The organism is Rhodococcus sp. BP-241, assembly GCF_019836145.1.
GTDB lineage: Bacteria > Actinomycetota > Actinomycetes > Mycobacteriales > Mycobacteriaceae > Rhodococcoides.
The window spans coordinates 602,890-627,930 of sequence record NZ_JABUEI010000001.1 but is presented as its reverse complement, the minus strand read 5'-3'; the positions used below and the strand labels follow the sequence as shown (position 1 = coordinate 627,930).

Annotated in this window: 25 protein-coding genes; 21 read left to right on the top strand and 4 right to left on the bottom strand. The window is 68.0% G+C overall.

The features are described from left to right. Window positions 1-2 precede the first annotated feature (2 nt). A complete protein-coding gene (locus tag HQ308_RS02895) occupies window positions 3-575 on the bottom strand; it encodes a DUF3515 domain-containing protein (protein ID WP_027506997.1) in 573 nt (190 codons plus the stop codon). A 132-nt stretch (window positions 576-707) separates the two neighbouring features. Between HQ308_RS02895 and HQ308_RS02890 the strand changes: the two genes are divergently transcribed. From HQ308_RS02890 to HQ308_RS02875, 4 genes are read left to right on the top strand one after another with little or no spacing between them, the layout of a single operon-like run. After that, window positions 708-1,667 carry a thiamine-phosphate kinase gene (locus HQ308_RS02890; protein ID WP_308115648.1) on the top strand — a complete coding sequence of 320 codons (960 nt, stop codon included), beginning with the start codon at window positions 708-710 and terminating at the stop codon, window positions 1,665-1,667. Next, entirely contained in the window at window positions 1,652-2,152 is a 501-nt protein-coding gene (locus HQ308_RS02885; RefSeq protein WP_222645371.1) for a GNAT family N-acetyltransferase, read from the top strand. Before HQ308_RS02890 ends, HQ308_RS02885 begins: the two co-directional genes overlap by 16 nt. Before the next feature lie 12 nt (window positions 2,153-2,164). Then, the gene (locus HQ308_RS02880; protein WP_222637748.1) at window positions 2,165-2,686 is read left to right on the top strand and encodes a gamma carbonic anhydrase family protein; all 522 of its coding nucleotides are present in this window, start codon (window positions 2,165-2,167) and stop codon (window positions 2,684-2,686) included. Beyond that, entirely contained in the window at window positions 2,683-3,351 is a 669-nt protein-coding gene (locus tag HQ308_RS02875; RefSeq protein WP_027506993.1) for a uracil-DNA glycosylase, read from the top strand. The genes HQ308_RS02880 and HQ308_RS02875 overlap by 4 nt, the downstream gene beginning before the upstream one ends. An 8-nt stretch (window positions 3,352-3,359) precedes the next feature. On the opposite strand, the gene HQ308_RS02870 is transcribed toward HQ308_RS02875, so the two are convergent. After that, entirely contained in the window at window positions 3,360-4,151 is a 792-nt protein-coding gene (locus tag HQ308_RS02870) for an enoyl-CoA hydratase/isomerase family protein (protein WP_027506992.1), read from the bottom strand. Window positions 4,152-4,266: 115 nt separating this feature from the next. Beyond that, window positions 4,267-4,458, bottom strand: coding sequence for a 50S ribosomal protein L28 (gene rpmB, locus HQ308_RS02865; protein ID WP_042576517.1), 192 nt, complete (start codon window positions 4,456-4,458; stop codon window positions 4,267-4,269). A 243-nt stretch (window positions 4,459-4,701) separates the two neighbouring features. Here rpmB and recG point away from each other — a divergent pair, with 243 nt between their 5' ends. Next, window positions 4,702-6,930 carry an ATP-dependent DNA helicase RecG gene (recG, locus tag HQ308_RS02860; protein WP_222645370.1) on the top strand — a complete coding sequence of 743 codons (2,229 nt, stop codon included), beginning with the start codon at window positions 4,702-4,704 and terminating at the stop codon, window positions 6,928-6,930. Between the two features lie 13 nt (window positions 6,931-6,943). On the opposite strand, the gene HQ308_RS02855 is transcribed toward recG, so the two are convergent. Beyond that, entirely contained in the window at window positions 6,944-7,738 is a 795-nt protein-coding gene (locus tag HQ308_RS02855; RefSeq protein ID WP_037187033.1) for an SDR family NAD(P)-dependent oxidoreductase, read from the bottom strand. A 257-nt stretch (window positions 7,739-7,995) separates the two neighbouring features. Here HQ308_RS02855 and HQ308_RS02850 point away from each other — a divergent pair, with 257 nt between their 5' ends. The 16 genes from HQ308_RS02850 to HQ308_RS02775 all read left to right on the top strand — a co-directional run bounded on the left by HQ308_RS02850 (window position 7,996) and on the right by HQ308_RS02775 (window position 25,037). Beyond that, window positions 7,996-9,354 carry an MFS transporter gene (locus tag HQ308_RS02850; protein WP_056445436.1) on the top strand — a complete coding sequence of 453 codons (1,359 nt, stop codon included), beginning with the start codon at window positions 7,996-7,998 and terminating at the stop codon, window positions 9,352-9,354. Then, window positions 9,345-10,247 (top strand): transketolase, encoded by a 903-nt coding sequence (locus HQ308_RS02845; RefSeq protein WP_374197725.1) that lies wholly within the window; start codon window positions 9,345-9,347, stop codon window positions 10,245-10,247. The genes HQ308_RS02850 and HQ308_RS02845 overlap by 10 nt, the downstream gene beginning before the upstream one ends. After that, window positions 10,244-11,236: a transketolase family protein gene (locus HQ308_RS02840; RefSeq protein WP_027506988.1), complete on the top strand. Its 993-nt coding sequence runs from the start codon at window positions 10,244-10,246 to the stop codon at window positions 11,234-11,236. The genes HQ308_RS02845 and HQ308_RS02840 overlap by 4 nt, the downstream gene beginning before the upstream one ends. 86 nt (window positions 11,237-11,322) lie before the next feature. Continuing rightward, window positions 11,323-11,994, top strand: a complete 672-nt coding sequence (locus HQ308_RS02835; RefSeq protein ID WP_027506987.1) for a GntR family transcriptional regulator — start codon at window positions 11,323-11,325, stop codon at window positions 11,992-11,994. A 135-nt stretch (window positions 11,995-12,129) separates the two neighbouring features. Further along, the gene (locus HQ308_RS02830) at window positions 12,130-15,537 is read left to right on the top strand and encodes a pyruvate carboxylase (RefSeq protein WP_222645369.1); all 3,408 of its coding nucleotides are present in this window, start codon (window positions 12,130-12,132) and stop codon (window positions 15,535-15,537) included. Between the two features lie 13 nt (window positions 15,538-15,550). Next, complete coding sequence (rsmD, locus tag HQ308_RS02825; protein WP_222645368.1) at window positions 15,551-16,138, top strand: 16S rRNA (guanine(966)-N(2))-methyltransferase RsmD; 588 nt, start codon at window positions 15,551-15,553, stop codon at window positions 16,136-16,138. A gap of 14 nt (window positions 16,139-16,152) precedes the next feature. Then, window positions 16,153-16,635 (top strand): pantetheine-phosphate adenylyltransferase, encoded by a 483-nt coding sequence (gene coaD, locus HQ308_RS02820; protein WP_027504973.1) that lies wholly within the window; start codon window positions 16,153-16,155, stop codon window positions 16,633-16,635. A gap of 137 nt (window positions 16,636-16,772) precedes the next feature. Beyond that, window positions 16,773-17,546 carry a DivIVA domain-containing protein gene (locus HQ308_RS02815; RefSeq protein ID WP_027504974.1) on the top strand — a complete coding sequence of 258 codons (774 nt, stop codon included), beginning with the start codon at window positions 16,773-16,775 and terminating at the stop codon, window positions 17,544-17,546. A gap of 195 nt (window positions 17,547-17,741) precedes the next feature. Then, window positions 17,742-18,230, top strand: coding sequence for a DUF177 domain-containing protein (locus tag HQ308_RS02810; protein WP_081821208.1), 489 nt, complete (start codon window positions 17,742-17,744; stop codon window positions 18,228-18,230). Window positions 18,231-18,311: 81 nt separating this feature from the next. Next, window positions 18,312-18,494: a 50S ribosomal protein L32 gene (gene rpmF / locus HQ308_RS02805; RefSeq protein WP_027504976.1), complete on the top strand. Its 183-nt coding sequence runs from the start codon at window positions 18,312-18,314 to the stop codon at window positions 18,492-18,494. 2 nt (window positions 18,495-18,496) lie between these two features. After that, on the top strand, window positions 18,497-19,279 hold the full coding sequence (rnc, locus tag HQ308_RS02800) for a ribonuclease III (protein WP_027504977.1): 783 nt from the start codon (window positions 18,497-18,499) through the stop codon (window positions 19,277-19,279). After that, a complete protein-coding gene (gene mutM / locus HQ308_RS02795) occupies window positions 19,272-20,156 on the top strand; it encodes a bifunctional DNA-formamidopyrimidine glycosylase/DNA-(apurinic or apyrimidinic site) lyase (protein ID WP_056445093.1) in 885 nt (294 codons plus the stop codon). The genes rnc and mutM overlap by 8 nt, the downstream gene beginning before the upstream one ends. A 236-nt stretch (window positions 20,157-20,392) precedes the next feature. Further along, on the top strand, window positions 20,393-20,491 hold the full coding sequence (gene kdpF / locus HQ308_RS02790) for a K(+)-transporting ATPase subunit F (RefSeq protein WP_222630725.1): 99 nt from the start codon (window positions 20,393-20,395) through the stop codon (window positions 20,489-20,491). A gap of 3 nt (window positions 20,492-20,494) precedes the next feature. Further along, window positions 20,495-22,303, top strand: a complete 1,809-nt coding sequence (gene kdpA / locus HQ308_RS02785) for a potassium-transporting ATPase subunit KdpA (protein ID WP_222645367.1) — start codon at window positions 20,495-20,497, stop codon at window positions 22,301-22,303. Further along, window positions 22,300-24,390, top strand: a complete 2,091-nt coding sequence (kdpB, locus tag HQ308_RS02780; protein ID WP_222645366.1) for a potassium-transporting ATPase subunit KdpB — start codon at window positions 22,300-22,302, stop codon at window positions 24,388-24,390. Before kdpA ends, kdpB begins: the two co-directional genes overlap by 4 nt. 2 nt (window positions 24,391-24,392) lie before the next feature. Further along, window positions 24,393-25,037 (top strand): potassium-transporting ATPase subunit C, encoded by a 645-nt coding sequence (locus tag HQ308_RS02775; protein ID WP_222645365.1) that lies wholly within the window; start codon window positions 24,393-24,395, stop codon window positions 25,035-25,037. The last annotated feature ends 4 nt before the right edge of the window (window positions 25,038-25,041 follow it).

The following is a 25,041-nucleotide window of genomic DNA, read 5'->3' as shown; positions in this document are numbered from 1 at the left end:
GATCAGTTGATCGGAGCGGGGTCCAGCGGCGTCTGCGGAAGGGCTCCCGACACCGCGGCAGACAGGGCCTGGATCGGTGTGGGGCCCGTGCCGTCGGGGATGGTGGCCGCGGCGTACACGCCCCGGTCGACGACGAACCAGGTGCTCGCGGCGAGGCCCTGATCCGCGCCCGACACCCGGAACCACTGCACGCCGTCGACGACGTCGAGAGCGGCGGCCTGATCGAATTCCGCCGGACGCTCGAGCCCACACCGCAGCACGATGGGGTCGGTGACGTCCTCGGACTGCCAGGCGGCCGCACCCACGGGCGCGGGGTCGGCCAGCTCGGCGCGAGTGAACGAGTCGAACGTCTCGGGCAGTGCGCCGAGCAACGTCGCGCACTGGGTGCTCTCGGCGAGCGGCGAGGGGACCGCGCCGAGAGCGACGGGCTCGCGGACGGGAGTTCTGTTCGCCATGACCGCCGCGACGATGATGCCGACGACGAGCGCGACGGGCAGGGCGATCGCGGTGGCGATCAGAGCGGGGTGCAGACCCGTGGCCGACTCGTCCGTCGCGGTCGGTTCGTCCTGCGTCATCGTGCTCCCTCGTGTCGAACGGTCTCGGCGGAAACGTTACCCGCGCCCTGACGGGGGCCCGGATGCGTGACGACGACGAGGCCCCGTGGGATGCTGCACGACGGTGATCCACGACGGTGATGGAGGAGTTCTGTGTCACAGGCGGACGATCCCGCGACCGGGACGGTGGGGGATCTCGGTGAGTTCGCACTCATCGGCCGCGCGACGGCCGGCCGTGTCCACCCCCCATCGGTCGCGATCGGGCCGGGGGACGACGCGGCGGTGATCGCCGCCCCCGATTCCCGCGTCGTCGTCACGACCGACATGCTGGTGGAGGGTCGACACTTCCGCCTCGACTGGTCGAGTCATCACGACGTCGGCCGAAAGGCCATCGCGCAGAACGCCGCGGACATCGCCGCGATGGGCGCGCGGTGCACGGGATTCCTCGTCTCGATGTCGTGCCCGTCGACCACCGCGGTGTCGGACGTGGACGCGCTCACCGCGGGTCTGTGGGCGGAGGCGACGCGAGTCGGCGCGTCGATCGTCGGCGGGGACGTCACGGGAGGGGACCGGCTGGTGTTGTCGATCACCGCGCTGGGTGATCTCGAGGGTCGACCCCCGGTGCTGCGGTCCGGTGCCCGGCCGGGGGACGTGCTCGCACTGTCCGGACCCACCGGCCGGTCCGCTGCCGGGTGGGCACTGCACGAGGCGGGCTCGACCACCCACCCGGATCTGCTGGCAGCACATCGCGTCCCGACGCCCGATCCCGCCGACGGTCCGGCCGCGGCGCGCGCGGGAGCGTCGTCGATGTGCGACGTGTCCGACGGCGTGATCGGCGACGCGGGACATCTGGCGGCGATGTCCGCTGTGCGGCTCGACATCTCGTCGGCCGACATGGAGATCCCCGAGGACGTGGTGCACGCCGGCACCGAACTCGGCGTCGACCCGCTGCACTGGGCTCTCGGCGGCGGGGAGGACCACGTGCTGCTCGCGACCTTCGCCTCCGACGACGTGCCGACCGGCTGGCGCCGGATCGGATCCGTGAGTGCGGGAACAGGAGTCACGGTGGACGGTGTGCGATGGGAAGGACCTGCGGCATGGACGAGCTTCTGACGGTCACGACCACTCGGCTCGACGACCCGGACGTGGTCGCGATGATCGACGAGGTCCAGCAGGAGTACGTGCGCCGCTACGGCGGCCCCGACGAGACGCCGCTCGACGTCCGGGAGTTCCTGCCGCCGCACGGCGTGATGCTGCAGGCCGTCCTGGACGGCGCCGTCGTCGGTATGGGCGGCTGGCGGACCCACGAGCACGGAGGACCCGAGGCGGAGGGCCTGCGCACCGGCGACGCGGAGATCAAGCGCATGTACGTCCGCACCGAGGCGCGCGGCGCGGGCGTCGCGCGTGCCCTGCTGCGGACGATCGAGGACACCGCCCGCGACGCTGGCCGGCTACGACTGGTCCTCGAGACCGGACTGCGTCAACCCGAGGCCATCGGCCTCTACACCTCGAGTGGGTATCGACCGCTCGTACCGAAGTTCGGCCTCTACCGGCACGAGGAGCAGTCGGTGTGCATGGTGAAGGATCTGACCGGATGACATGCTGGAGCCATGACCGTCTACGCACTCGGTGACCGTGAACCCGACATCCACCCCACCGCCTATGTGCATCCCGATGCCGTCGTCATCGGTGCGGTGACACTCGCTGCGGGAGTGTCGGTGTGGCCCGGGGCGGTGCTGCGCGGCGACTACGGGACCATCACCGTGGGGCAGGACACGAACATTCAGGACGGCACCGTCGTGCACTGCACGCCGATCCACCCGACCGTGATCGGCGCCGGGTGCGTCGTCGGGCACAACGCGCACGTCGAGGGGGCGACCATCGGAGACGCGTGCCTCATCGCGTCGGGCAGTGTCGTCCTCAACGGCGCGTCCATCGGATCCGGCGCGATCGTCGGCGCCGGCGCCGTGGTCCCCTTCGACGCCGTCGTGCCCGAACGCCGGATGGCACTGGGGGTTCCGGCCAAGGTCCGCGAGAGCCACGAGGTGGCGGAGGGGCACGTGGACGTCAACGTCGCGATGTACAAGGCCAATGCGGAGTACTACCGGGGCGCGCTGCGCGTGCTGTCGTGACGGCGCCCGTCGCGGATCCGGGGTGGGCGTCCGCGCTCGGTCCGGTGGCCGACGACATCGCCCGGATGGGCGACTTCCTGCGCGCCGAGAACGCCGCCGGGCGAGGCTACCTGCCCGCCGGGGAGGACGTGCTGCGCGCCTTCAGCCGCCCGTTCGAGGAGGTGCGTGTGCTGGTGCTGGGACAGGATCCCTACCCGACGCCGGGACATGCTGTGGGACTCAGCTTCTCGGTCGCGCCCGACGTGCGGCCGGTCCCGCGCAGTCTCGCGAACATCTTCACCGAGTACAGCGCCGATCTCGGCCTGCCGACACCCACCACCGGTGATCTGTCTCCGTGGGCCGATCGTGGTGTGCTCCTGCTGAACCGTGTTCTGACCGTGGAACCGGGCAAGGCGGCGTCGCACCGGCGCAAGGGCTGGGAAGCGGTGACGGCGCAGGCGATCACCGCTCTGGTGAACCGACCCGGCCGCCCCCTGGTCGCGGTCCTCTGGGGACGCGACGCCGCGACGGCCAAGCCGCTGCTCGGGTCCACGCCCACGGTCGAGTCCGTCCATCCCTCACCGCTGTCCGCGTCGCGAGGGTTCTTCGGTTCACGGCCGTTCAGCACCGTGAACGACCATCTCGCGACGCTGGGCGAGGAACCCGTCGACTGGCGTCTGGACTGAGGCGGCCGTCAGTGGCCGAAGGACGGCCGGCGCTTCTCCACGAAGGCGTCGACACCCTCGATGCCGTCCGCGGTGGACGCCTGGTGAGAGATCGAGTCGGTCTCGGCGTCGAGCTGATCGGACAGCGACGCGGAGTCCGAGGCGAGCAGTAACCGCTTGGTCGCACGGGACACCTCGGTGGGCCCGGCCGCGAGAGAGCGCGCCACCCGCTCGGCCTCCGATGCGATGACGTCGTCACCGACCAACCGTGTCAGCAGACCCAGGCGGTAGGCCTCGTCCGAGCCGAGAACGCCGTCCGTGAGCAGGATGTCGCGCGCGCGGCGGGTGCCGATGATGCGGGGGAGAGCCCACGTCAGACCGCCGTCCGGAGTGAAGCCGAGCGCCGGATACGCGGGACGGAGCCGGGTGGATCGACCGCCGATCGCGATGTCGGCGTGACACACGAGCGACATGCCCGCGCCCGCTGCCCAGCCCGGTACTCCCGCCACGACGGGGACCGACACCGAGGTGAGCGCGCGGACGAAATCGTGGAACGTGTCGGCGAGCTGCCGGACGAACGCGCTTCTGTCGGGCGCCCCGTGGAAGGCGCGCACGTCGCCACCGGCGCAGAAGTTGGATTCGGCGCCGACGAGCAGCACGGCGCCCACGGACTCGTCGAGATCGGACAGCGACGCAGCGCCTGCGGCCATCGCCTCGCCGTTCAGCACGTTGCCGCCGCGGGGCGTCGCCACCCGTACGTACAGGACACCGTCCTCGACGGTGACGGGGGACGTGGCCGGGGGGTCGACTGATTCGGTCATCGTTCGAACTTAGACCAGGACCGCTCGGCTCCGGAAACGACAGAGTCGCCGGAGATGACAGAGGCCCCGATACCGAGGTATCGGGGCCTTGCCGTGAAAATGTCGTGCGGGAACGTCAGCCCCGGACCACCTTGCCGGCCTTGAGGCACGAGGTGCACACATTGAGCCGACGAGAGTTACCCGGCGCGACCTGCGCGCGGACGGTCTGGATGTTGGGGTTCCAGCGACGGTTGGTACGGCGGTGCGAGTGCGAAACCGACTTACCGAAGCCGGGTCCCTTGGCGCATACGTCGCAGACGGCAGCCATAGTCGCGAACTCCTTGGTATTCGAGGTGAGACCGGGACACGATTCGAACCGTGGCCGGTGTGGGGCAAGATCTTCGTACAACTGCGCCCGATACCTCCGGGCATGCCGGACGCGTCAGACGCAACCCTGCAAGACTAGCCGCTCGGGTGCCCCGAGTCCAAACCGGCCCGCACGCGCCGATGCCGCAGGTGCCTGGTGGAATGGTCGCACAGATGGCGGCAGCATCAGGACGGGAGCAGCGCGGTGGTTCAGCTCGGTGACCGGCTCGACCACGCACTGGGTCGCAGGGCCGCCGATCCGCTCGAGACGGCGTTCGGTCTCGTCACGGTCGAGGACCTGCTGCGTCACTACCCCTTCCGCTACGTGACACAGGGTCAGGAGCTGGCCCGCAAGGACCCGGACGACGGTGAACGCATCACCGTCGTGGGGACGGTGTCCAAGGCGGACCTCGTGCCCATGAAGGCGCGCAAGGGCCACATGCTCAAGGTCGTGCTCACGTGCGACGGTCAGAACGTCTCCGCCACCTTCTTCAACGGTCACAAGGTGCGTCACAACATCACGGTGGGATCGCGCGCGATGTTCTCGGGCACGGTCAAGTGGTTCCGGACGTCCTGGTCGCTGAACCACCCCGGTTACCTGATGCTCGAGGGCGACGAGGACGACCTGGTGGGGCGCCCGCACGGCGGTGGCGAGCTCGCCGGCATGGCTCGCGGCGCCACGGACAGTTCCGGTGCGGTGAACATGTCCATGCTGTCGCTTCCGTTCCTTCCCATGTACGCGGCGACGCGGGAGGTCGAGAGCTGGACCTTCCTGCGCTGCGTGCGTCAGGTCCTGGACCAGCTCGATCGCGTCGAGGATCCGCTGCCCGAGACGGTGCGCGCCGAGCACGCGCTGATGAGCCTCGACGACGCACTGCGGGTCGTGCACTTTCCGGAGTCCGAGGACGACATCGAGAACGCGCGCTACCGTCTGCGCTTCGACGAGGCGACGGCGTTGCAGTTGGTGCTCGCCGAACGGCGCCACTCGGTGGCGGTGCGCACGGCGCCGGCCTGCCCGCGCGTGGCAGACGGTGTCGCCGCCGCCTTCGACGAGGTGCTGCCGTTCGAGCTGACCGACGGGCAGAAGGAGGTCGCCGAGGAGATCGAGAGCGACCTGTCCCGCACTCGGCCGATGAGCCGGCTCCTGCAGGGTGAGGTGGGATCGGGCAAGACGATCGTCGCTCTGCGCGCCATGCTGCAGGTGGTGGACGCGGGACTGCAGTGCGCGTTGTTGGCACCCACCGAGGTGCTCGCCACACAGCACCACCGGTCGAGCACGCGGCAACTCGGGGCGCTCGCGACGGCCGGGGAACTGGGTGCGCCCGACCGCGCCACCCGAGTGGTGCTGCTGACCGGATCGATGTCGACGGCCGCGAAACGTGCCGCGCTGTTGTCGATCGTGACCGGAGACGCAGGCATCGTCATCGGCACTCACGCACTCATCCAGAGCACGGTGTCGTTCTTCGACCTCGGGATGGTGGTGGTCGACGAGCAGCACCGCTTCGGAGTCGAGCAGCGGGACGCGTTGCGCGCGAAGGCGAGAGAGGGCGTCAGCCCGCACCTGCTGGTCATGACGGCCACGCCCATTCCGCGGACGATCGCCATGACCACGCTGGGCGATCTCGAGACGTCCACCCTGCGTGAGCTTCCCCGCGGACGCGCGCCCATCCGCACCTCGGTCGTTCCCGCCCAGCACAGACCTGCCTGGGTCGAGCGAGCGTGGAGCCGGATCTCCGAGGAGGTGGCCGCCGGCCGCCAGGCCTACGTGGTGTGTTCGCGGATCGGCGACGAGAAGCCCGAGGATCTCGGCAAGGACACTCCGGACACCGCGTCGGCGGTCGACGTGTACGAGTCGCTCCGCGCCGGCGCTCTGGCGAACCTGCGCGTCGGGTTGCTGCACGGGCGGCTGCCCACGGAGGAGAAGGACGAGGTGATGTCCGCGTTCAACGACGGCGACATCGACGTCCTCGTCTGCACCACCGTGGTGGAGGTCGGTGTCGACGTCCCCAACGCCACGGTCATGGTCATCGTGGACGCCGACCGGTTCGGCGTGAGTCAGCTGCATCAGTTGCGTGGCCGCATCGGTCGTGGCGGCCACCAGGGTCTGTGCATCCTGCTCACCGAGCTCGCACCGGGCACCCCCACCTACGCGAGGCTCGAGGCCGTCGCGGCGACGACCGACGGGTTCGAGCTCGCCGTTCTCGATCTACGGCAACGCCGGGAGGGTGACGTGCTGGGCGCAGCGCAGTCGGGCACCACGACGACCCTGCGACTGTTGTCACTCCTCGATCACCTCGACATCATCACCGCGGCCCAGACCTTCGCCCGCGACGTCGTCGATCGGGACCCGGGGCTCGTGGAGCACCCCGGTCTCGCGGCGATGATGCGATCCGCCGTGGACGCGACCAGGGTGGACTTCCTCGACAAGGCGTGAACGCCCGACCCGGTCAGTGCATGTGGCTTCCCCCGTTGATGTCCAATGTGGTGCCCGTCAGGTAGGACGCGTCCTCCGACGACAGGAACGTGATGATCGCGGCGACCTCACGAGCAGTGGCGACGCGTCCCACCGGGATGCCGTCGGCGATCGCCTGCTCCTGCTCGGGCGTGCTCCCCACCCGGATGGCGGTGTCCGCGGCGCCCGGCGTGACAGCATTCACCGTGACACCGGTGTGTCCGATCTCGCGGGCCAGCGCCTTGGTGAAACCGAGAACCGCCGCTTTCGCCGAGGAGTAGGGCACCTTGCCGAACACGCCGCCGCCGCGTTGAGCCGACACCGACGACATGTTGACCACGCGTCCCCACCCGGCATCGATCATCGCGGGGAGGAAGGCCTTCGTGACGAGGTAGGTGCCGGTCGCGTTGACCGCCATCACCTTGTTCCACAGGTCCAGCGTGGTCTCGAGAAACGGCACCGGTGACGTGATGCCGGCGATGTTCGCCAGGGCGCCCACGGTGGGGAGCGATCCCGACTCGACCTCGGCGGCCACGGCCGCACGAGCTCGCTCCACGGACGACTCGTCCGCCACGTCGACCTCGTGGCCGAAGGCCCGGACGCCGTACGCATTCGCGATGTCCGCGGCGACCTTGGCCGAGGCCTCCCCGTCGAGATCGAGGACGACGACTGCCCAGCCCTGCTCGGCGTACAACGCCGCGGTCGCGCGGCCGAGGCCCCGTTCCGAGGCAGCTCCCGTGACGACGGCGGTACGGCTGACGGTGGCCGGTCGGGCCAGAGTGTCGAACATGGTGATCTCCGATACGGGTGTGGGGGAACGGCTGTCGAGGCTGGTGTCACGGTTCGAGAGGGGCGACGGCCGGTGTCGGCCGCCTGCGAAGGCTCGTCGTGATGCAGCACACAGTAAGACCCGAACTGCGGTCCAGTCAACTGTTGGACACCAACAGTTGACTGTTGACAGTGAACGTGCGGTGGGTCACACTCGTAATCGATGACGGCATCCGTCACCCTTTCCTCACACCTCCAACACCTCGAAAAGGGGTAGTCATGAGCAGCGAGACTCTGGCCATGCGCGGGCAGGTCCACGGCACACCCGACGCCAAGCGCGTCGCCGTGGGGTCGTCCGTCGGCGCGGTGATCGAGACGTACGACTTCATCGGTTTCGGCACCGCCGCGGCGCTCTACTTCGGAACGGCGTTCTTCCCGGGCCAGAGTTCGGTGGCCGGCACCCTGGCCGCCTTCGCCACGCTCGGCGTCGGCTTCGCGGCACGCCCGATCGGAGGCATCATCGGCGGCCACCTCGGTGATCGTGTCGGGCGCAAGCCCGTTCTGGTGGCGTCGCTCATCGTGATGGGACTCGCGACGTTCGTCATCGGTCTGTTGCCCACCTACGCCCAGGTCGGCGTCGTCGCGCCCGTGCTGCTGGTCATCGTCCGCATCGTCCAGGGACTGGCGTTCGGTGCCGAGTGGGGCGGAGCGATTCTGATGAGCTACGAACACGCCCCGTGGCGGCGCAAGGGCGCGTTCACCGGCATCGTGCAGGCGGGATTCCCGGTGGGTCTCCTGCTCGCGAACCTGGTGTTCCTGTTCAGCGTGCACCTCGGCGGCGACTGGGCCTGGCGCGTTCCGTTCCTCGCCAGCATCGTCCTCGTCGTCGTCGGGCTGATCATTCGATCCAAGGTCCCGGAGTCCCCGGTGTTCGACGAGGTCAAGGAGTCCGGCCAGGTCCAGCGTGCGCCGATCGTCGAGTCCGTGAAGCAGGACTGGCGCAACATCCTGCGGGGTATCGGACTGCGCATCGCCGAGACCGCCGGCTACGCCGTGTCCATCACCTACATGATCTCGTACCTGCACAACGAGGAACTGGCGACGAAGTCCGAGACCCTGACCGCTCTCTGCATCGCGTCGGCGCTGGGCATCGTCGCGACCGTCGGTTGGGCGACTCTGACGGACAGGATGGGCCGCCGACCCGTCTACATCGGAGTGTGTGCGTTCGGGGTGTTGTTCGGAATCCCGATGTTCCTCCTCGTCAACACGGGCACCTTCATCCTCGTCGCCGTCACCTTCGTCCTGGCCTACACCGTGTGCCAGAACGCGCTCGCCGGTGCGCAGGGCGCGTGGTTCCCCGAACTCTTCACGGCGAGTCGCCGAGCGTCCGGAGCCTCACTGGCCTACCAGATCTCGGCCATGGTCTCCGGCTTCACACCGTTCATCACCACGCTGCTCTTCGTCTCCTACGGCTGGATGGGGCCGGCAGTCCTCTTCAGCGTCTACGCGCTGATCGGTCTCCTCGCCGCCCTGTCCACCCGTGAGACGTGGGGCCCCACCGAACGACGACTCGCACTGCAGGCCGAGCTCGACGAGAACCTCGTCGCGACCGCCACCTCTCGAAAGGAATCGCTGTGACCGTCACCGACAGCATCACCACCGACCGCACGACACGGATCCGCGCCGCGGAGCGATTCGCCTACGCCATGCGCCATCACGTCCTCGACATGGGCGAAGCGCAGGGTCAGGGATACGTGGGTCAGGCACTGGGAGCGGCGGACATGTTCGCCGCCGTCTACAGCGGACGGCTGCGCTACCGCCCGGCGGATCCGCACTGGGCGGAGCGGGACCGCTTCCTGCTCTCGACCGGTCACTACGCCATCGGGCTCTACGCGGCGCTCGCGGAAGCGGGCACGGTGAGCGTCTCCGAACTCGAGACCTACGGCTCCGACGATTCGCGGCTCCCCATGTCCGGAATGGCGTCCTACACGCCCGGGATGGAGATCAGCGGGGGCTCGCTGGGACACGGACTGCCGGTGGCGGTGGGAATGGCTCTGGGACTGCGTCACCAGGGGTCGCCGTCACTCGTGTTCAACTTCCTGTCGGACGGGGAACTGGACGAGGGCTCCACGTGGGAGGCCGCGATGGGAGCCGCTCATCACCGACTGGGCAACCTCGTCGCACTCGTCGACATGAACGCACTGCAGGCCGACGGGCCCACCGCGGGAGTCCTGGGCATCGAACCGGTGCAGGACAAGTGGGCGGCCGCGGGATGGTCCGTCCACCGTGTCGACGGCAACGATGCGGGCGCGTTGCTGGACGCCCTGGACGACATCGCGACGCGGACGTCGCCGACCGGCACCCCGTCGGTCGTCGTGTGCGACACGCGGATCGGGTTCGGCGTACCCATGCTCGAGACCCGCGAGAAGGCGCACTTCATGCGTATCGACGAGGACGAGTGGAGCGTGTGCCGGGATCAGCTCACCGCTCGCTTCCACGACGCAGAATTTCACGAGGGAGACCACTCATGACCACCGCATCCGCCCCCAAGCTCAAGACGTCGGCGATGATCGCCTCGTTCGTCGACGAGGGTCAGCGCACCACGGCGGCCCCGTTCGGACACGCGCTGGTCCGTGCAGCGGAACAGGATTCGCGCATCGTCGGCCTCAGTGCCGACCTGGCGAAGTACACCGACATGCACATCTTCGCGCAGGCCTTCCCCGACCGTTTCTTCCAGATGGGGATGGCGGAGCAATTGCTGTTCGGCGCCGCGGCGGGCATGGCGGAGACCGGCCTGGTTCCTTTCGCGTCCACCTACTCGGTCTTCGCGGCGCGCCGCGCGTACGACTTCCTGTGCCTCGACGCGGCCGAGCCGAATCTGAACGTCAACATCGTCGGGGGACTCCCGGGCCTCACCACCGGCTACGGGCCGAGTCACCAGGCGACCGAGGACATGGCGATCTTCCGCGGAATGCCGAACCTCACCATCGTCGACCCGTGCGATGCCGTGGACATCGAGCAGGCCGTTCCCCAACTCGCCGCGACTCCGGGCCCGACCTACCTCCGGTTGCTCCGCGGGAAGGTCGCGTCGGTACTCGACGAGTACGACTACACCTTCGAACTGGGCAAGGCCAAGGTCATTCGACCGGGCAACGACGTCGTGCTGGTGTCGTCCGGTCTGATGACCATGCGTGCGCTCCAGGCCGCCGAGCGACTCGCGAAGCACAGGGTGGACGTGTCGGTGGTGCACGTGGCGACGATCAAACCGTTCGACGCGGAGACCGTCCTGCGCGAACTCTCGACCGACCGGGCCGCATTCACCCTCGAGAACCACACCCGCATCGGTGGGCTCTTCGAGACGGTCGCCTCGGCGTGCGTCGAGTCCGGCACGGTGCGTCAGGTGACTCCCATCGCGCTGCCCGACGAGTTCCTGGCCGCCGGCGCACTCCCCACGCTCCACGATCGTTACGGGTTGTCCACCGACCGCATCGAGGAGCGTGTTCTCGCGGCGTTGCGGTGAGCAGTGCCGGATCGACACGGGCGGCCGTTACCCTGAGATCACTGTCGACCGGCAGCTGTCGACATCACCGTTTCGAGGAGGTCTCCATGGCCGCACAGCCCGCCACGCTCCTGGGGTTGCAGAAGACGAATCTGCGCGATCAGGCTCTCGACGCGCTGCGTCGGGCCATCACCAGTGGCGAGCTGCGTCCGAGTTCCGCGCTGGTGGAGACGGAGTTGTCGGAGCGCCTGCAGATCAGCCGAGGCACGTTGCGCGAGGCACTGCGGCAGCTTCAGCAGGAGGGGCTCGCCGTCATCGGCGCTCGGGGTCGGCTGTACGTGCGGCATCTGGACGACAAGGAGATCAGGGACATCTTCGTCGTGCGCGCCGCGCTCGAGTCCACCGCTGCCGCACTGCTCGCGGAGCGAGACGATCGGCAGGAGTCGGTCGCCGGCCTGTCGAGCGCGCTCGACCTGATGGACGCCGCCGGTGACGGTGATCTCGAGGCCCGGATCGAGTCCGATCTCAGTTTCCACCGACTGCTCTGCCGGCTCACCGGCAACGAGACCCTGGTGCACTCGTGGACGTCCCTCGAGGGTTCGATCCGCATGTCCATCATGTGGGCCGGCAAGTCTCGCGCGGTCGGGAACATGGACACCGACCGACACCGCCGCATCGTCGAGGCGATCGGATCGGGCGACGGCGCGGCTGCCAGCGCCTCGGTGGCGGAACACATGACGTGGGCCGCCGCGAATCTCTCCGCCGACATTTCTGCATAGGAGATGCGAGCGGCGTGGACGTGATCGGCGCTACTGTCCCGGCACCACGACGGCTGCTCGCTGCGCTCCGCACGTATCTCATATCTGGACAAGTCATAGCTCCGTCTCGCCCGTACTGAAGGTAGGTTGACCGGAATGTTCTCCAAGGTGCTGGTGGCAAATCGCGGCGAGATCGCGATCCGTGCGTTCCGTGCGGCGTACGAACTCGAGGCGCAGACGGTGGCGGTGTTCCCGTTCGAGGACCGGAATTCGGTGCATCGGACGAAGGCCGACGAGGCGTACGAGATCGGTGAGCCGGGGCATCCGGTGCGCAACTACCTGTCGGTGGATCTGATCGTCGACGCGGCGGTGCGTGCGGGTGCGGACGCGATCTATCCGGGGTACGGGTTCCTGTCGGAGAATCCGGAGTTGGCGGCGGCGTGTGCGGCGGCGGGGATCACATTCGTGGGTCCGTCGGCGGAGGTGTTGGAGCTGACGGGTAACAAGGCGCGGGCGATCGCGGCGGCGAAGGATGCCGGGTTGCCGGTGTTGGCGTCGTCGGAGCCGTCGACGGACGTCGATGCGTTGGTGGCGGCATCGGAGTCGATGACGTTCCCGGTGTTCGTCAAAGCGGTCGCGGGCGGTGGTGGCCGCGGTATGCGGCGGGTGGCGGAGCCGTCGGGGTTGCGTGCGGCGATCGAGGCGGCGGCGCGGGAGGCGGAGTCGGCGTTCGGTGACGCGACGGTGTTCCTGGAGCAGGCGGTGGTCGAGCCGCGGCACATCGAGGTGCAGATTCTCGCGGACACCCACGGCGATGTGATCCATCTCTTCGAGCGTGACTGCTCGGTGCAGCGCCGTCACCAGAAGGTGGTGGAGCTGGCGCCGGCGCCGAACATCTCGGACGAGCTGCGGGCCCGGTTGTGCAGTGACGCTGTGGCGTTCGCGCGGAAGATCGGGTACTCGTGTGCGGGCACGGTGGAGTTCCTGGTGGACCGGGACGGTAACCATGTGTTCATCGAGATGAATCCGCGGATCCAGGTCGAGCACACGGTGACCGAGGAGATCACCGATGTCGACCTGGTGCAGTCGCAGTTGCGGATCGCCTCGGGGGAGTCACTCGAGGATCTGGGGTTGCGGCAGGAGGACATCCGGATCCGGGGTGCGGCGATGCAGTGCCGCATCACGACGGAGGACCCGGCGAACGGGTTCCGCCCGGACACCGGCCGCATCACCGCGTACCGCACCCCGGGCGGTGCGGGTATCCGTCTCGACGGCGGGACGACGTTGGGTGCGGAGGTGTCGGCGTACTTCGACTCGATGCTGGTGAAGCTCACCTGCCGTGGTCGCACGTTCGAGGACGCGGTGGCGCGGTCGCGGCGGGCGTTGGCGGAGTTCCGTATCCGCGGTGTCTCGACGAACATCGGCTTCCTGCAGGGACTTCTGCAGGACGAGGACTTCCGTGCGGGCAACGTCACGACGTCGTTCATCGAGGAGCGACCCGAACTGTTGACAGCGCGGTCGTCCGGCGATCGCGGTACCAAGATCCTGACCTACCTCGCGGACGTGACGGTGAACAAGCCGCACGGCGAGCGTCCGAGCACGGTCTACCCACAGGACAAGCTGCCGGACATCGATCTGTCCGTCGCGCCGCGCGACGGGTCTCGGCAGCGGCTGCTCGAGCTCGGTCCCGAAGGCTTCGCCCGCGACCTGCGTCAGCGAAAGGCGTTGGGCGTCACCGACACCACGTTCCGCGACGCCCACCAGTCGTTGTTGGCCACGCGCGTGCGGACCTCGGGACTGCTGATGGTCGCCCCCTACGTCGCGCGGACCACACCCGAACTGTTGTCGATCGAGTGTTGGGGCGGTGCGACGTACGACGTGGCGCTGCGGTTCCTGCACGAGGATCCGTGGGAGCGGTTGGCGGCGCTGCGGGAGGCGGTGCCGAACATCGCCCTGCAGATGTTGCTGCGCGGGCGTAACACCGTCGGCTACACCCCCTACCCGGAGCGGGTGACGACAGCGTTCGTCGAGGAAGCGGCGGCGACGGGTGTGGACATCTTCCGCATCTTCGACGCGCTGAACAACGTCGATCAGATGCGCCCGGCGATCGACGCCGTCCGCGAGACCGGCACGACGATCGCCGAGGTGGCGATGTCGTACACCGGTGATCTGTCGAATCCGGACGAGAAGCTCTACACCCTGGACTATTACCTGCGGTTGGCGGAGCAGATCGTCGACGCCGGCGCGCACGTGTTGGCGATCAAGGACATGGCGGGGCTTCTGCGGGCGCCGGCGGCGACGACGTTGGTGACGGCGCTGCGCAAGAATTTCGACCTGCCGGTGCACGTGCACACCCACGACACCCCGGGTGGTCAGTTGGCGACGTACCTGGCGGCGTGGCAGGCCGGCGCGGATGCTGTGGACGGGGCGTCGGCGTCGATGGCGGGCACGACCAGTCAGCCGGCGTTGTCGGCGATCGTGGCGGCGGCGGCGCACACCGAGCGGGACACCGGGTTGGATCTGGCGGCGGTGTGCGATCTGGAGCCGTACTGGGAGGCGATCCGAAAGGTGTACGCCCCGTTCGAGTCCGGGCTCCCCGCTCCGACCGGGCGGGTCTACACGCACGAGATTCCGGGTGGGCAGCTGTCCAATCTGCGTCAGCAGGCCATCGCGTTGGGCCTGGGGGACCGGTTCGAGGACGTGGAGAAGGCGTACGCGGATGCGGACCGGTTGCTGGGCCGGCTGATCAAGGTGACGCCGTCGTCGAAGGTGGTGGGCGATCTGGCGTTGCACCTGGTCGGTGCGGGGGTGTCGATGGAGGACTTCGCGGCGGATCCGGGGAAGTTCGACATTCCCGATTCGGTGATCGGGTTCCTGCGCGGCGATCTGGGCACCCCGTCCGGTGGGTGGCCGGAGCCGTTCCGCACCACCGCGTTGGCGGGGCGCGGCGCCGGGCGTGGGGAGGCGACGTTGACGACGCAGGACGAGGTGCTGCTCTCCGGCACCAGTGCCGAGCGGCGTGATCGTCTCAATCATCTGTTGTTCCCGGGGCCGGCGAAGGAGTTGGCGGAGCACCGGGAGAAGTACGGGGACACCTCGGGGTTGTCGGCGAATCAGTTCTTCTACGGATTGCGTCAGGGCGACGAGCATCGGGTGCGCCTGGAGAAGGGTGTGGATCTGCTGATCGGGTTGGAGGCGATCTCGGAGCCGGACGAGGCGGGGATGCGGACGGTGATGTGCATCCTCAACGGTCAGTTGCGGCCGGTGTCGGTGCGGGACAGGTCGATCTCGGCGGATGCGCCGACGACGGAGAAGGCGGATCGGGACGATCCGTCGCATCTGGCGGCGCCGTTCGCGGGTGTGGTGACGTTGACCGCGGAGGTGGGGCAGTCGGTGTCGGCGGGAGAGACCGTCGCGACGATCGAGGCGATGAAGATGGAAGCAGCCGTCACCGCGCCGCGGGCGGGCACCGTCACCCGTCTGGCACTGTCCGGTGTCGCGCAGGTCGAGGGCGGGGACCTGATCTGCGTCATCGCCGTCGGCGACACCACCGACCGCTCCTGACAGGGTTCTCGCAGTGACCAGGATCGTGGCCGGGACGGCCGGCGGGCGTTCGCTCGTCGTGCCGTCCCGCGGCACCAGACCCACCGCCGACCGGGTCCGAGAGGCGCTCTTCAGTGCGCTCGAGAGCCGGATGTACCTCGACGGTGCGTCGGTGCTGGACCTGTACGCGGGGTCGGGCGCTCTCGGCCTCGAAGCGCTCTCGCGCGGAGCCGAGCACGTCCTCCTCGTCGAGAACGACGCGCGCGCGGCGGCCGTGGTCGCCCGGAACATCGAGTCCGTGGGACTGCCGGGAGCGCAGGTGCGGACCGCGCCCGTCGCGGCTGTCGTCGGTGGGACACCGGAGCGCCGCTACGACCTCGTGCTCGCCGATCCTCCGTACTCCGTGTCGGACGACGCCGTGTCCTCGGTGTTGGACCGACTCGTCGAGGGCGAGTGGCTCGCCGAGGACGCCCTCGTGGTCGTCGAGCGGTCCTCGCGCTCGCCCGCGACGCTGTGGCCCGCTGGGCTCGTCGAATTGAAGGCCAAGCGCTACGGCGAGGCTCGCATCGACATGGCCCGGTTCGAGGTCGCGCAGATCGAGCACCCCGCACAGGGAAGCTGATACGTTCACCCACCATGAGCCGCGCCCTGGTCCCGGGATCCTTCGATCCGATCCACAACGGTCATCTCGACGTGATCTCGCGCGTCGCAACGCAATTCGACGAGGTCATCGTCACGGTGGTGGTGAACCCCAACAAGAGTGGACTCTTCACCGTCGACGAACGGGTCGAGATGCTGGCGCAGGCCACCACTCATCTGCAGGGTGTGCGCGTCGCGACGTGGCAGGGGTTGCTCGTCGACTTCGCGTCGGAGTCCGGGGCCACCGCCATCGTCAAGGGTCTGCGCAACGCCGCCGATTTCGACTACGAGGTGCAGATGGCGCAGATGAACCGGCGCCTCACCGGCGTGGACACGGTGTTCCTCGGAACCGACCCGGTGCACAGCAGCCTGTCGAGCTCGCTCATCAAGGAGATCGCGCGACTGGGCGGAGACGTCACGACGATGGTTCCGGCCGCCGTGCACGACCGTCTGCTGGCCCGGCTCGCCGAGCGCTCCTGACCGGGCCGGACGGCGACACACCGGGGGACAATCGTGCGGACCGGTGCGCGTACCGGGCACACTGACACCGGAGATCGCGCCCGACGGGTGTGGTCGCCGAACTCAGAGACTGTCGATCGAAGTGAGGGCCGAGCACGGTGTACCGGGTATTCGAGGCGCTCGACGAGCTCGTCGCGATCGTCGAGGAGGCGCGCGGCGTCCCGATGACCGCGGGATGCGTCGTCCCGCGTGGTGATGTGCTGGAGCTGCTGGACGACGTCCGAGACGCCATTCCGGGTGAGCTCGACGACGCGCAGGACGTGCTGGACCACCGCGACAAGCTGGTGTCGGACGCACGGACCGGTGCCGAGAAGACGATCTCGTCGGCCGACGCGGAAGCCACCAGCACGGTGGAGAACGCGCGGGACGAGGCCGATCGACTCCTGGCCGACGCGAAGGCCCACGCCGACCGGATGGTCGCCGAGGCCACCGCGCACGCCGAGAGCCTCGTCGCCGACGCCACCGCGCGCGCCGACGCCACCATCGCGGACGCCGAGCACGAGTACGAGACGCTGACCGAGCGCGGCCGCGTCGAGTCCGCTCGCTCGATCGACGCCGGCAAGGCGGCCTACGAGCGTTCCGTCGCCGAGGGCCTCGCCGAGCAGGAGCGCCTGGTCTCGCAGACCGAGGTGGTGCAGTCCGCGCACGCGGAGTCCGCTCGAGTCATCGATGCGGCGCACGCCGAGTCGGATCGTCTGCGTACCGAGTGCGACCTGTACGTCGACACGAAGTTCGCGGAGTTCGAGGAGATTCTCTCCGGCACGTTGCGGTCCGTCGGTCGGGGACGGCAGCAGCTCCGCACCGGCAGTGGCGTTCCGAGTTACGACACCGATTTCGCCGACTCGCGTGGTGAGGGCCGCTCGCGCTACTGACCGCCACGCAGATCCCTCCTCGCAGGGTGGGCTGGTGTGATTTGGCGCTGACCTGACGCTCCCGTATCGTGGAGTGGTTGCCCGCACCGCCCGTGAAAGGATCGTTCGTTGTCTCCCGCTGCTCGTCGCCACTCCGCCGAACCCGTCTCGGGGCTGGTGGTGGACACCCGTCGTCTGGGTCGCCGCGCAGGGTCGATGATGCCGGTCGCTCGCACCGTTCCCTCCCCGTCGCGCATCGGTCTGGACCTGATCGCGATCCAGGAGGGGGCCGACATCGATCTCGATCTCCGGTTCGAGTCCGTGTCCGAGGGTGTGCTCGTCAGCGGCACGGTCGACGCCGACACCGTCGGTGAGTGCTCGCGGTGCCTCGAGCCGTTCACGTCACACGTGCAGCTCCACCTCACGGAGCTGTACGCATACCCGAACAGCGTCACCGAGGCCACCACGGACGAGGACGATCTCTACCGGGTCGAGGACGACGCGATCGATCTCGAACCACTGATCGTGGACGTGGCGGGGCTCACCCTGCCGCTGCGGCCCCTGTGCACCGAGGACTGCCAGGGACTGTGCCCGGAGTGCGGCATCCGCCTGTCGATTGCGGAACCGGGTCATGCGCATGAGACAATTGATCCTCGCTGGGCCGGTCTCGCGGCGAAGCTGCAGACCGACACCGACCAGACCTAGTCGGCCGGCGCACCCTGCGCCTGCACGACCCGTGCTTCACCAGCACGACATTGCACCGAACGAGTACGAGGAGAAGTAGAAGTGGCTGTTCCGAAGCGCAAGATGTCGCGGTCCAACACCCGATCGCGACGCAGCCAGTGGAAGACCACTGCACCCACCCTCATCACCTGCCCCAACCGCGGGTGCGGCGAGAAGACCCTGCCCCACACGGTGTGCCCGAACTGCGGCACCTACAAGGGTCGCCAGGTCACCGCGGCAGTCTGACGGTGACCTCACAGTCGCCAGCGACAGACCGGAGCGGCGAGGACGATCATGCATCGCTTCTCGCCGCTCTTGGCGTGTCTTTGGACCACGACCTGCTCGTCCACGCTCTCACCCACCGCTCGTACGCGTACGAGAACGGTGGGCTGCCCACGAACGAACGCCTCGAGTTCCTCGGAGACTCCGTTCTGGGTCTGAGCATCACCGAGCAGCTGTACAGCGCCCACCCCGACAAGTCGGAGGGCGAGCTGGCCAAGATCCGCGCGAGCGTGGTCAACATGCACGCGCTCGCCGAGGTGGCTCGCCAACTGGGTGACGGCGGACTCGGTGCGCACCTGCTTCTGGGCAAGGGCGAGGAGATGACCGGTGGGCGCGACAAGCCGTCGATCCTCGCGGACGGCATGGAATCGCTTCTCGGCGCCATCCACGTCGAGCACGGCATCGACGTCGCACGCGAGGTGGTGCTGCGTCTGTTCGACGCGTTGCTCGAGCGTGGACCGCGTCTCGGTGCCGGCCTCGACTGGAAGACCAGCCTGCAGGAGCTCACGGCCGAGAAGGGTCTCGGTGTTCCCGCGTACGAGATCACCGCGACGGGACCGGACCACGACAAGGAGTTCACGGCCACCGTGCTCGTCGGCGGATCGCCGCACGGGCAGGGCGTGGGTCGCTCGAAGAAGGAAGCCGAGCAGCGCGCCGCCAGCGCGGCCTGGAACGCTCTCAGTGAATCGGCCTCCGCAGCGCTGATCGCCGGCCCGACCCCGGAGATGTCGTCCGACCGGAATGCCTGAACTTCCCGAGGTCGAGGTGGTGCGACGCGGACTCGCGTCGCACGTCGTGGGGGAGACCCTCGTCGACATCGAGGTCCTGCATCCGCGTGCCGCTCGACGGCATCTCGAGGGAAGTCTCGATCTCCAGTCGCGACTGGCCGGCACCACCGTCGTGTCCGCCGAGCGCCGTGGCAAGTACCTCTGGCTCGTGGTCGCCGCGAACGACGACGCGACCGGCCCGCTCGAGTCGATCGTGGTGCACCTGGGCATGAGCGGGCAGATGCTCGTCCAGCCCGCGGACGCACCCGACGAGAAGCATCTCCGCATCCGCGCCCGACTGGGCAGCGGCACGGATCTGCGATTCGTCGATCAGCGGACGTTCGGCGGGTGGGCGGTCGCCGACCTCGTGGAGGTCGACGGCTCCCGGGTCCCGGTTCCCGTGGCGCACATCGCCCGCGACCCACTCGACCCCCAGTTCGACGCGGAGTCCGTGGTGACGGCGATGCGGGGCAAGCACACCGAGATCAAGCGCGCGCTCCTCGATCAGACCGTCGTGTCGGGCGTGGGCAACATCTACGCCGACGAGTCGTTGTGGCGCAGCAAGATCCACGGCAATCGACTCACCGATTCACTGACTCGCCCGGCGCTGCGCAGGTTGCTGAACAACGCGCACGCTGTCATGGGGGAGGCACTGGCGCAGGGCGGCACCTCCTTCGACGCGCTGTACGTCAACGTGAACGGTCAGTCGGGGTACTTCGACCGGTCACTGGCCGCATACGGCCAGGAGGGTCTCCCGTGCCCTCGCTGCGGCGCTCCCATCCGCCGCGAGAAGTTCATGAATCGGTCGTCCTTCAGCTGTCCGAAGTGTCAGCCGGCGCCGAGGGTTCGGCGGGGATGATTCCGGTGCGTGACGTAAAGATCGCATCAAAGCGCCTGCTCGCAGCGTCAACAGAGCGTCAGTAAGGCCGAGATGGGCGCGTAGGGGGTGGACGCTGGCGTAGCTGCCGAGCATCCGCCGGCAGGTCGTCGCCGTTTCACGAGGATTGCATCCATGGCTGACCTGGCCTACCTACTCACCGCGGCAGCAGGTTTCGCTGCGCTGGTGTTCACCGTTCTTCGACTCGGGCGGTCCGCATGACCGCCGCCGGAATCGAGAGCGTGATGTTGATCGTGGTCTCCGCGGCACTTGCGGTGTACCTGCTGATCGCGTTGCTCGACCCCGAGAGGTTCTGAGCCGTGACTCCCGCACTTGCGGCCGGGCTTCAGATCGCGGCCGTCGTGATCGTGCTCGCTGCCGCCTACGTTCCCCTCGGCGACCACATGGCGCGCGTCTTCACCACTCCGCGAGATGAACGTGCTCGTGACGAAGTGGTCCGCTCTGCCGCACGACAGGCTGCGGGATCGACGATCACCACGACCACCACGCTCGACCCGCCGAAGCCGACGAGCAGGTCGGTATCGGCAACGGCGGACTGGCGGGTGGAATCTCTGCTGTATCGCGTGTGCCGGATCGACCCCCGCTCGGAACAGACGTGGGTCGGCTACGCCTTGTCGCTGCTGGGCTTCTCTGCTGCCGGCGTCGTCTTCCTCTATGCCCTCCAACGTGTTCAAGGTGTTCTGCCGCTGAACAACTCGCTGCCGGGCGTCAGCCCGTCGGTCGCGTTCAACACGGCAATCTCCTTCGTCACCAACACCAACTGGCAGTCGTACTCACCCGAGACGACGATGAGCAATCTGACTCAACCTCTCGGCCTCGCAGTACAGAACTTCGTCTCTGCCGCAGTCGGACTGGCTGTGGCCGTCGCGGTGATCCGCGGGTTCGTCCGTGTGCGCAGCGGAGGTGAACTCGGAAACTTCTGGGTCGATCTCACGCGCGGCGTACTGCGGATCCTGCTGCCGTTGTCGTTCGTCGTGGCGCTGATCCTGCTGACGCAGGGCGTCGTCATGTCGTTCCACAGCGGTTTCGCCTCGACGGGTCTGGACGGCAGCTCGATCACGAACGCACTCGCTCCTGTCGCCTCTCAGGAAGCGATCAAAGAGCTCGGTACCAACGGTGGCGGAATCCTGGGGGCCAACTCGGCGCACCCGTTCGAGAATCCGACGCCGCTGTCCAACATCGTCGAGATCATCGCCCTGCTGTTGATCCCGGTCGCATTGACGCGCACCTTCGGAACCCTCGTCGGAGAACGCAAGCAGGGTCTGTCGATCCTCGCCGTCATGGCGTTGCTGTGGGCCGGCATTCTCGCCGTGACGCTCGCTGCGGAATCCGGTACTCGTGGCGTCGCTGCGCAGGCCGCCGGCGCCATGATGGAGGGCAAGGAACAACGATTCGGCATTCCCGGCTCGGCCCTGTTCGCAGTCAGCACCACCGGAACATCGACCGGTGCAGTCAACTCCGCGCACGACGCCATGTCCCCGCTCGGCGGTGGAGTCGTCATCCTGAACATGCTCTTCGGCGAGGTCGCACCCGGCGGAGTCGGGACCGGCCTCTACGGAATGCTGGTCCTGGCCGTCATCGCCGTGTTCGTGGGTGGGCTTCTGGTCGGACGCACGCCCGAATACCTCGGGAAGAAGCTCGGCAAACGCGAGATCACGATGGCAGCGCTGTCGGTACTGGTCATGCCGGCGCTCGTTCTGATCGGGACCGGTGTCACGGTGATCCTCGGTTCCACCAGCGGAGCGCTCGGCAACAGCGGCAACCCTGGAACTCCAGGTTCGATCCACGGGTTCAGCGAGGTGCTCTATGCCTACGCCTCCGCGTCGAACAACAACGGAAGTGCGTTCGGCGGACTGACCGTGACCGACGACTGGTTCCAGACCTCCCTCGGCATCGCGATGTTGCTCGGCCGATTCCTTCCGATCGTGTTCGTTCTGGCTCTCGCCGGCTCACTCGTGACCAAGCGTCGAAGTCCGGCCGGACCCGGCACACTCCCCACCACGGGACTGCTGTTCGCCGGTCTTCTCACCGGCACGATCGTCCTCGTCGCTGCGCTCACATTCTTCCCGGCGCTCGCGCTGGGCCCCTTCGCGGAGGCTTTGCAATGACCCTCGTCAACGACCATCCCACTCAGTCGGAGGCGACACCCGACGCCGGCGCGCCTGCTCCCGTCACATCCGGCTACTTCAGCCCCACACAGCTGTGGACCTCGTTGCCCACCGCATTCCGCAAGCTCGATCCGCGTCACCAGGCCCGCAACCCGGTCATGTTCGTCGTTCTGGTCGGTTCGGTCATCACCACTGTCATGGCGATCGCCGACCCGTCGGTGTTCTCCTGGCTCGTCACCGGGTGGCTCTGGTTCACCGTGGTGTTCGCGAACCTCGCCGAGTCCGTTGCCGAGGGTCGCGGCAAGGCCCAGGCGGCCAGTCTGCGCAACGTCAAACGGGACACGCTCGCGAATCGTCGGCTGCCCGACGGGTCCGTCGAGAGCGTGCCCGGCACCGAACTTAAGGTCGGTGACGAGGTGGTCGTCACCGCAGGGGAGGTCATTCCCGGTGACGGTGATGTGGTCGACGGCATCGCATCGGTGGACGAATCCGCCATCACGGGTGAATCCGCACCGGTGGTGCGTGAATCGGGCGGTGACCGAAGCGCCGTCACCGGCGGCACGACCGTGCTGTCGGACCGGATCGTCGTGAAGATCACCGCCGCACAGGGTGAGACGTTCGTCGACCGGATGATCGCGCTCGTCGAGGGTGCGTCGCGACAGAAGACTCCGAACGAGATCGCTCTCAACATCCTGCTCGCGTCTCTGACCATCGTGTTCCTGCTTGCCGTCGTGGCCATCGGTCCCATGAGCATCTACGCGGGGTCGGCGCAGGATCCGGTCAAGCTCATCGCACTTCTCGTCTGCCTGATTCCGACGACCATCGGCGCACTCCTGTCCGCCATCGGCATCGCCGGTATGGACCGACTGGTGCAGCGCAACGTTCTGGCCATGTCGGGCCGCGCGGTCGAGGCCGCCGGCGACATCGACACCCTGCTCATGGACAAGACCGGCACGATCACCTTCGGAAATCGCAGAGCCACGGCACTGCATCCGGCACCCGGGGTCGATGTTCGGGAACTCGCCGACGCGGCTCGCCTGTCGTCGCTCGCTGACGGAACTCCCGAGGGACGCAGCATCGTCGAACTCGTCGCACGCGACTTCGGCGGGGATGTGGATCCCACAGCTGGGGGTGAGTTCGTTCCCTTCACCGCTCAGACCCGCATGAGTGGGCTGGACGTCGACGGTCGGCAGATCCGAAAGGGCGCCTCCGACAGCGTGTTCGCCTGGGTTCGCGAGCAGAGTGGCCACGCCGCCGACACTGCGGTACGTGATTCGGTCGAATCGGTGTCCGAAGCGGGCGGTACACCGCTCGTCGTCGCGGTCGCCGAATCCGGATCGAGCGCCCGAGTTCTCGGAGTCGTCGAATTGTCGGATGTGGTCAAGCCTCACATCGCCGAACGATTCGAACGGTTGCGCGCCATGGGCATTCGGACCGTGATGGTGACCGGCGACAACCCCCTCACCGCTCGGGCCATCGCTGCGGAAGCCGGGGTGGACGACTTCCTCGCCGAAGCGACACCGGAAGACAAACTGGCCTTGATCCGCCGTGAACAGAACGGTGGTCGGCTGGTCGCGATGACGGGGGACGGCACCAACGACGCTCCCGCGCTGGCTCAGGCCGACGTCGGCGTGGCGATGAACACCGGCACGTCCGCAGCGAAAGAGGCGGGCAACATGGTGGATCTCGATTCCGATCCCACGAAGTTGATAGAAGTGGTCGAGGTCGGAAAGCAACTCCTCATCACCCGCGGAGCGCTCACCACGTTCTCGTTGGCGAACGACCTCGCCAAGTACTTCGCGATCCTGCCGGCACTGTTCTCCACGGTGTATCCCCAACTCGACACGCTCAACATCATGCGGCTGGCAACTCCGCAATCAGCGATCGTCTCGGCCGTGGTGTTCAACGCCTTGGTCATCGTGGCGCTGATCCCTCTTGCGCTGAAGGGTGTTCGGTACACGCCGTCCACCGCGTCGACACTGCTCGGCCGCAACCTCGCCGTCTACGGCGTCGGCGGCGTGATCTCGCCCTTCATCGGTATCTGGCTGATCGACCTCGTGGTCCGACTCGTTCCTGGAATGGGCTAGCAATGCGTACATTTTCGGTGTTCTTCAAACAGGTCGTCGCCGGGTTCACGGTCCTGTCGGCGTTGACGGTGCTTCTCGGCATCGGGTACCCAGCGGCGGTGTGGGCGGTCAGCCGGATCGGGTCCGACTCGGCGGAAGGCTCACCCATCCGCGATGCCTCGGGATGTGTTGTCGGCAGCTCGCTCATCGGCGTCGACACCGTGGTCGCAGACGGACGACCCGATCCGTATTTCCACACGCGCGTCACAGGCTCGGTCGCCGACGACGACGCCTTCGCCGCGGGCGACCCCTCCGCCGCTCTCCCTCTGAACCAGGGTCCGAGCAGTGACATTCTCGCGTCGTTCATCGAGCAACGTCGTGCTGCGATCGCCGAGCGTGAGAACGTCGATCCGGTGGCGGTGCCCGTCGACGCGGTCACCGGTTCCGGTTCGGGTGTCGACCCGGACATCAGCCCGGCGTACGCGGAGCTTCAGGTGCCCCGTGTGGCCGCAGCAACCGGCAACTCCCGGGACGAGGTCCGCGCGCTGGTGGCCGCGAACACCGACGGTCGTCAGTTCGGATTCCTGGGACAGGCGACGGTGAACGTCGCCACGCTGAACGTCGACCTGGGACTGACTGCACCCGACTGCTCGACCACGGGTGGATGATGAG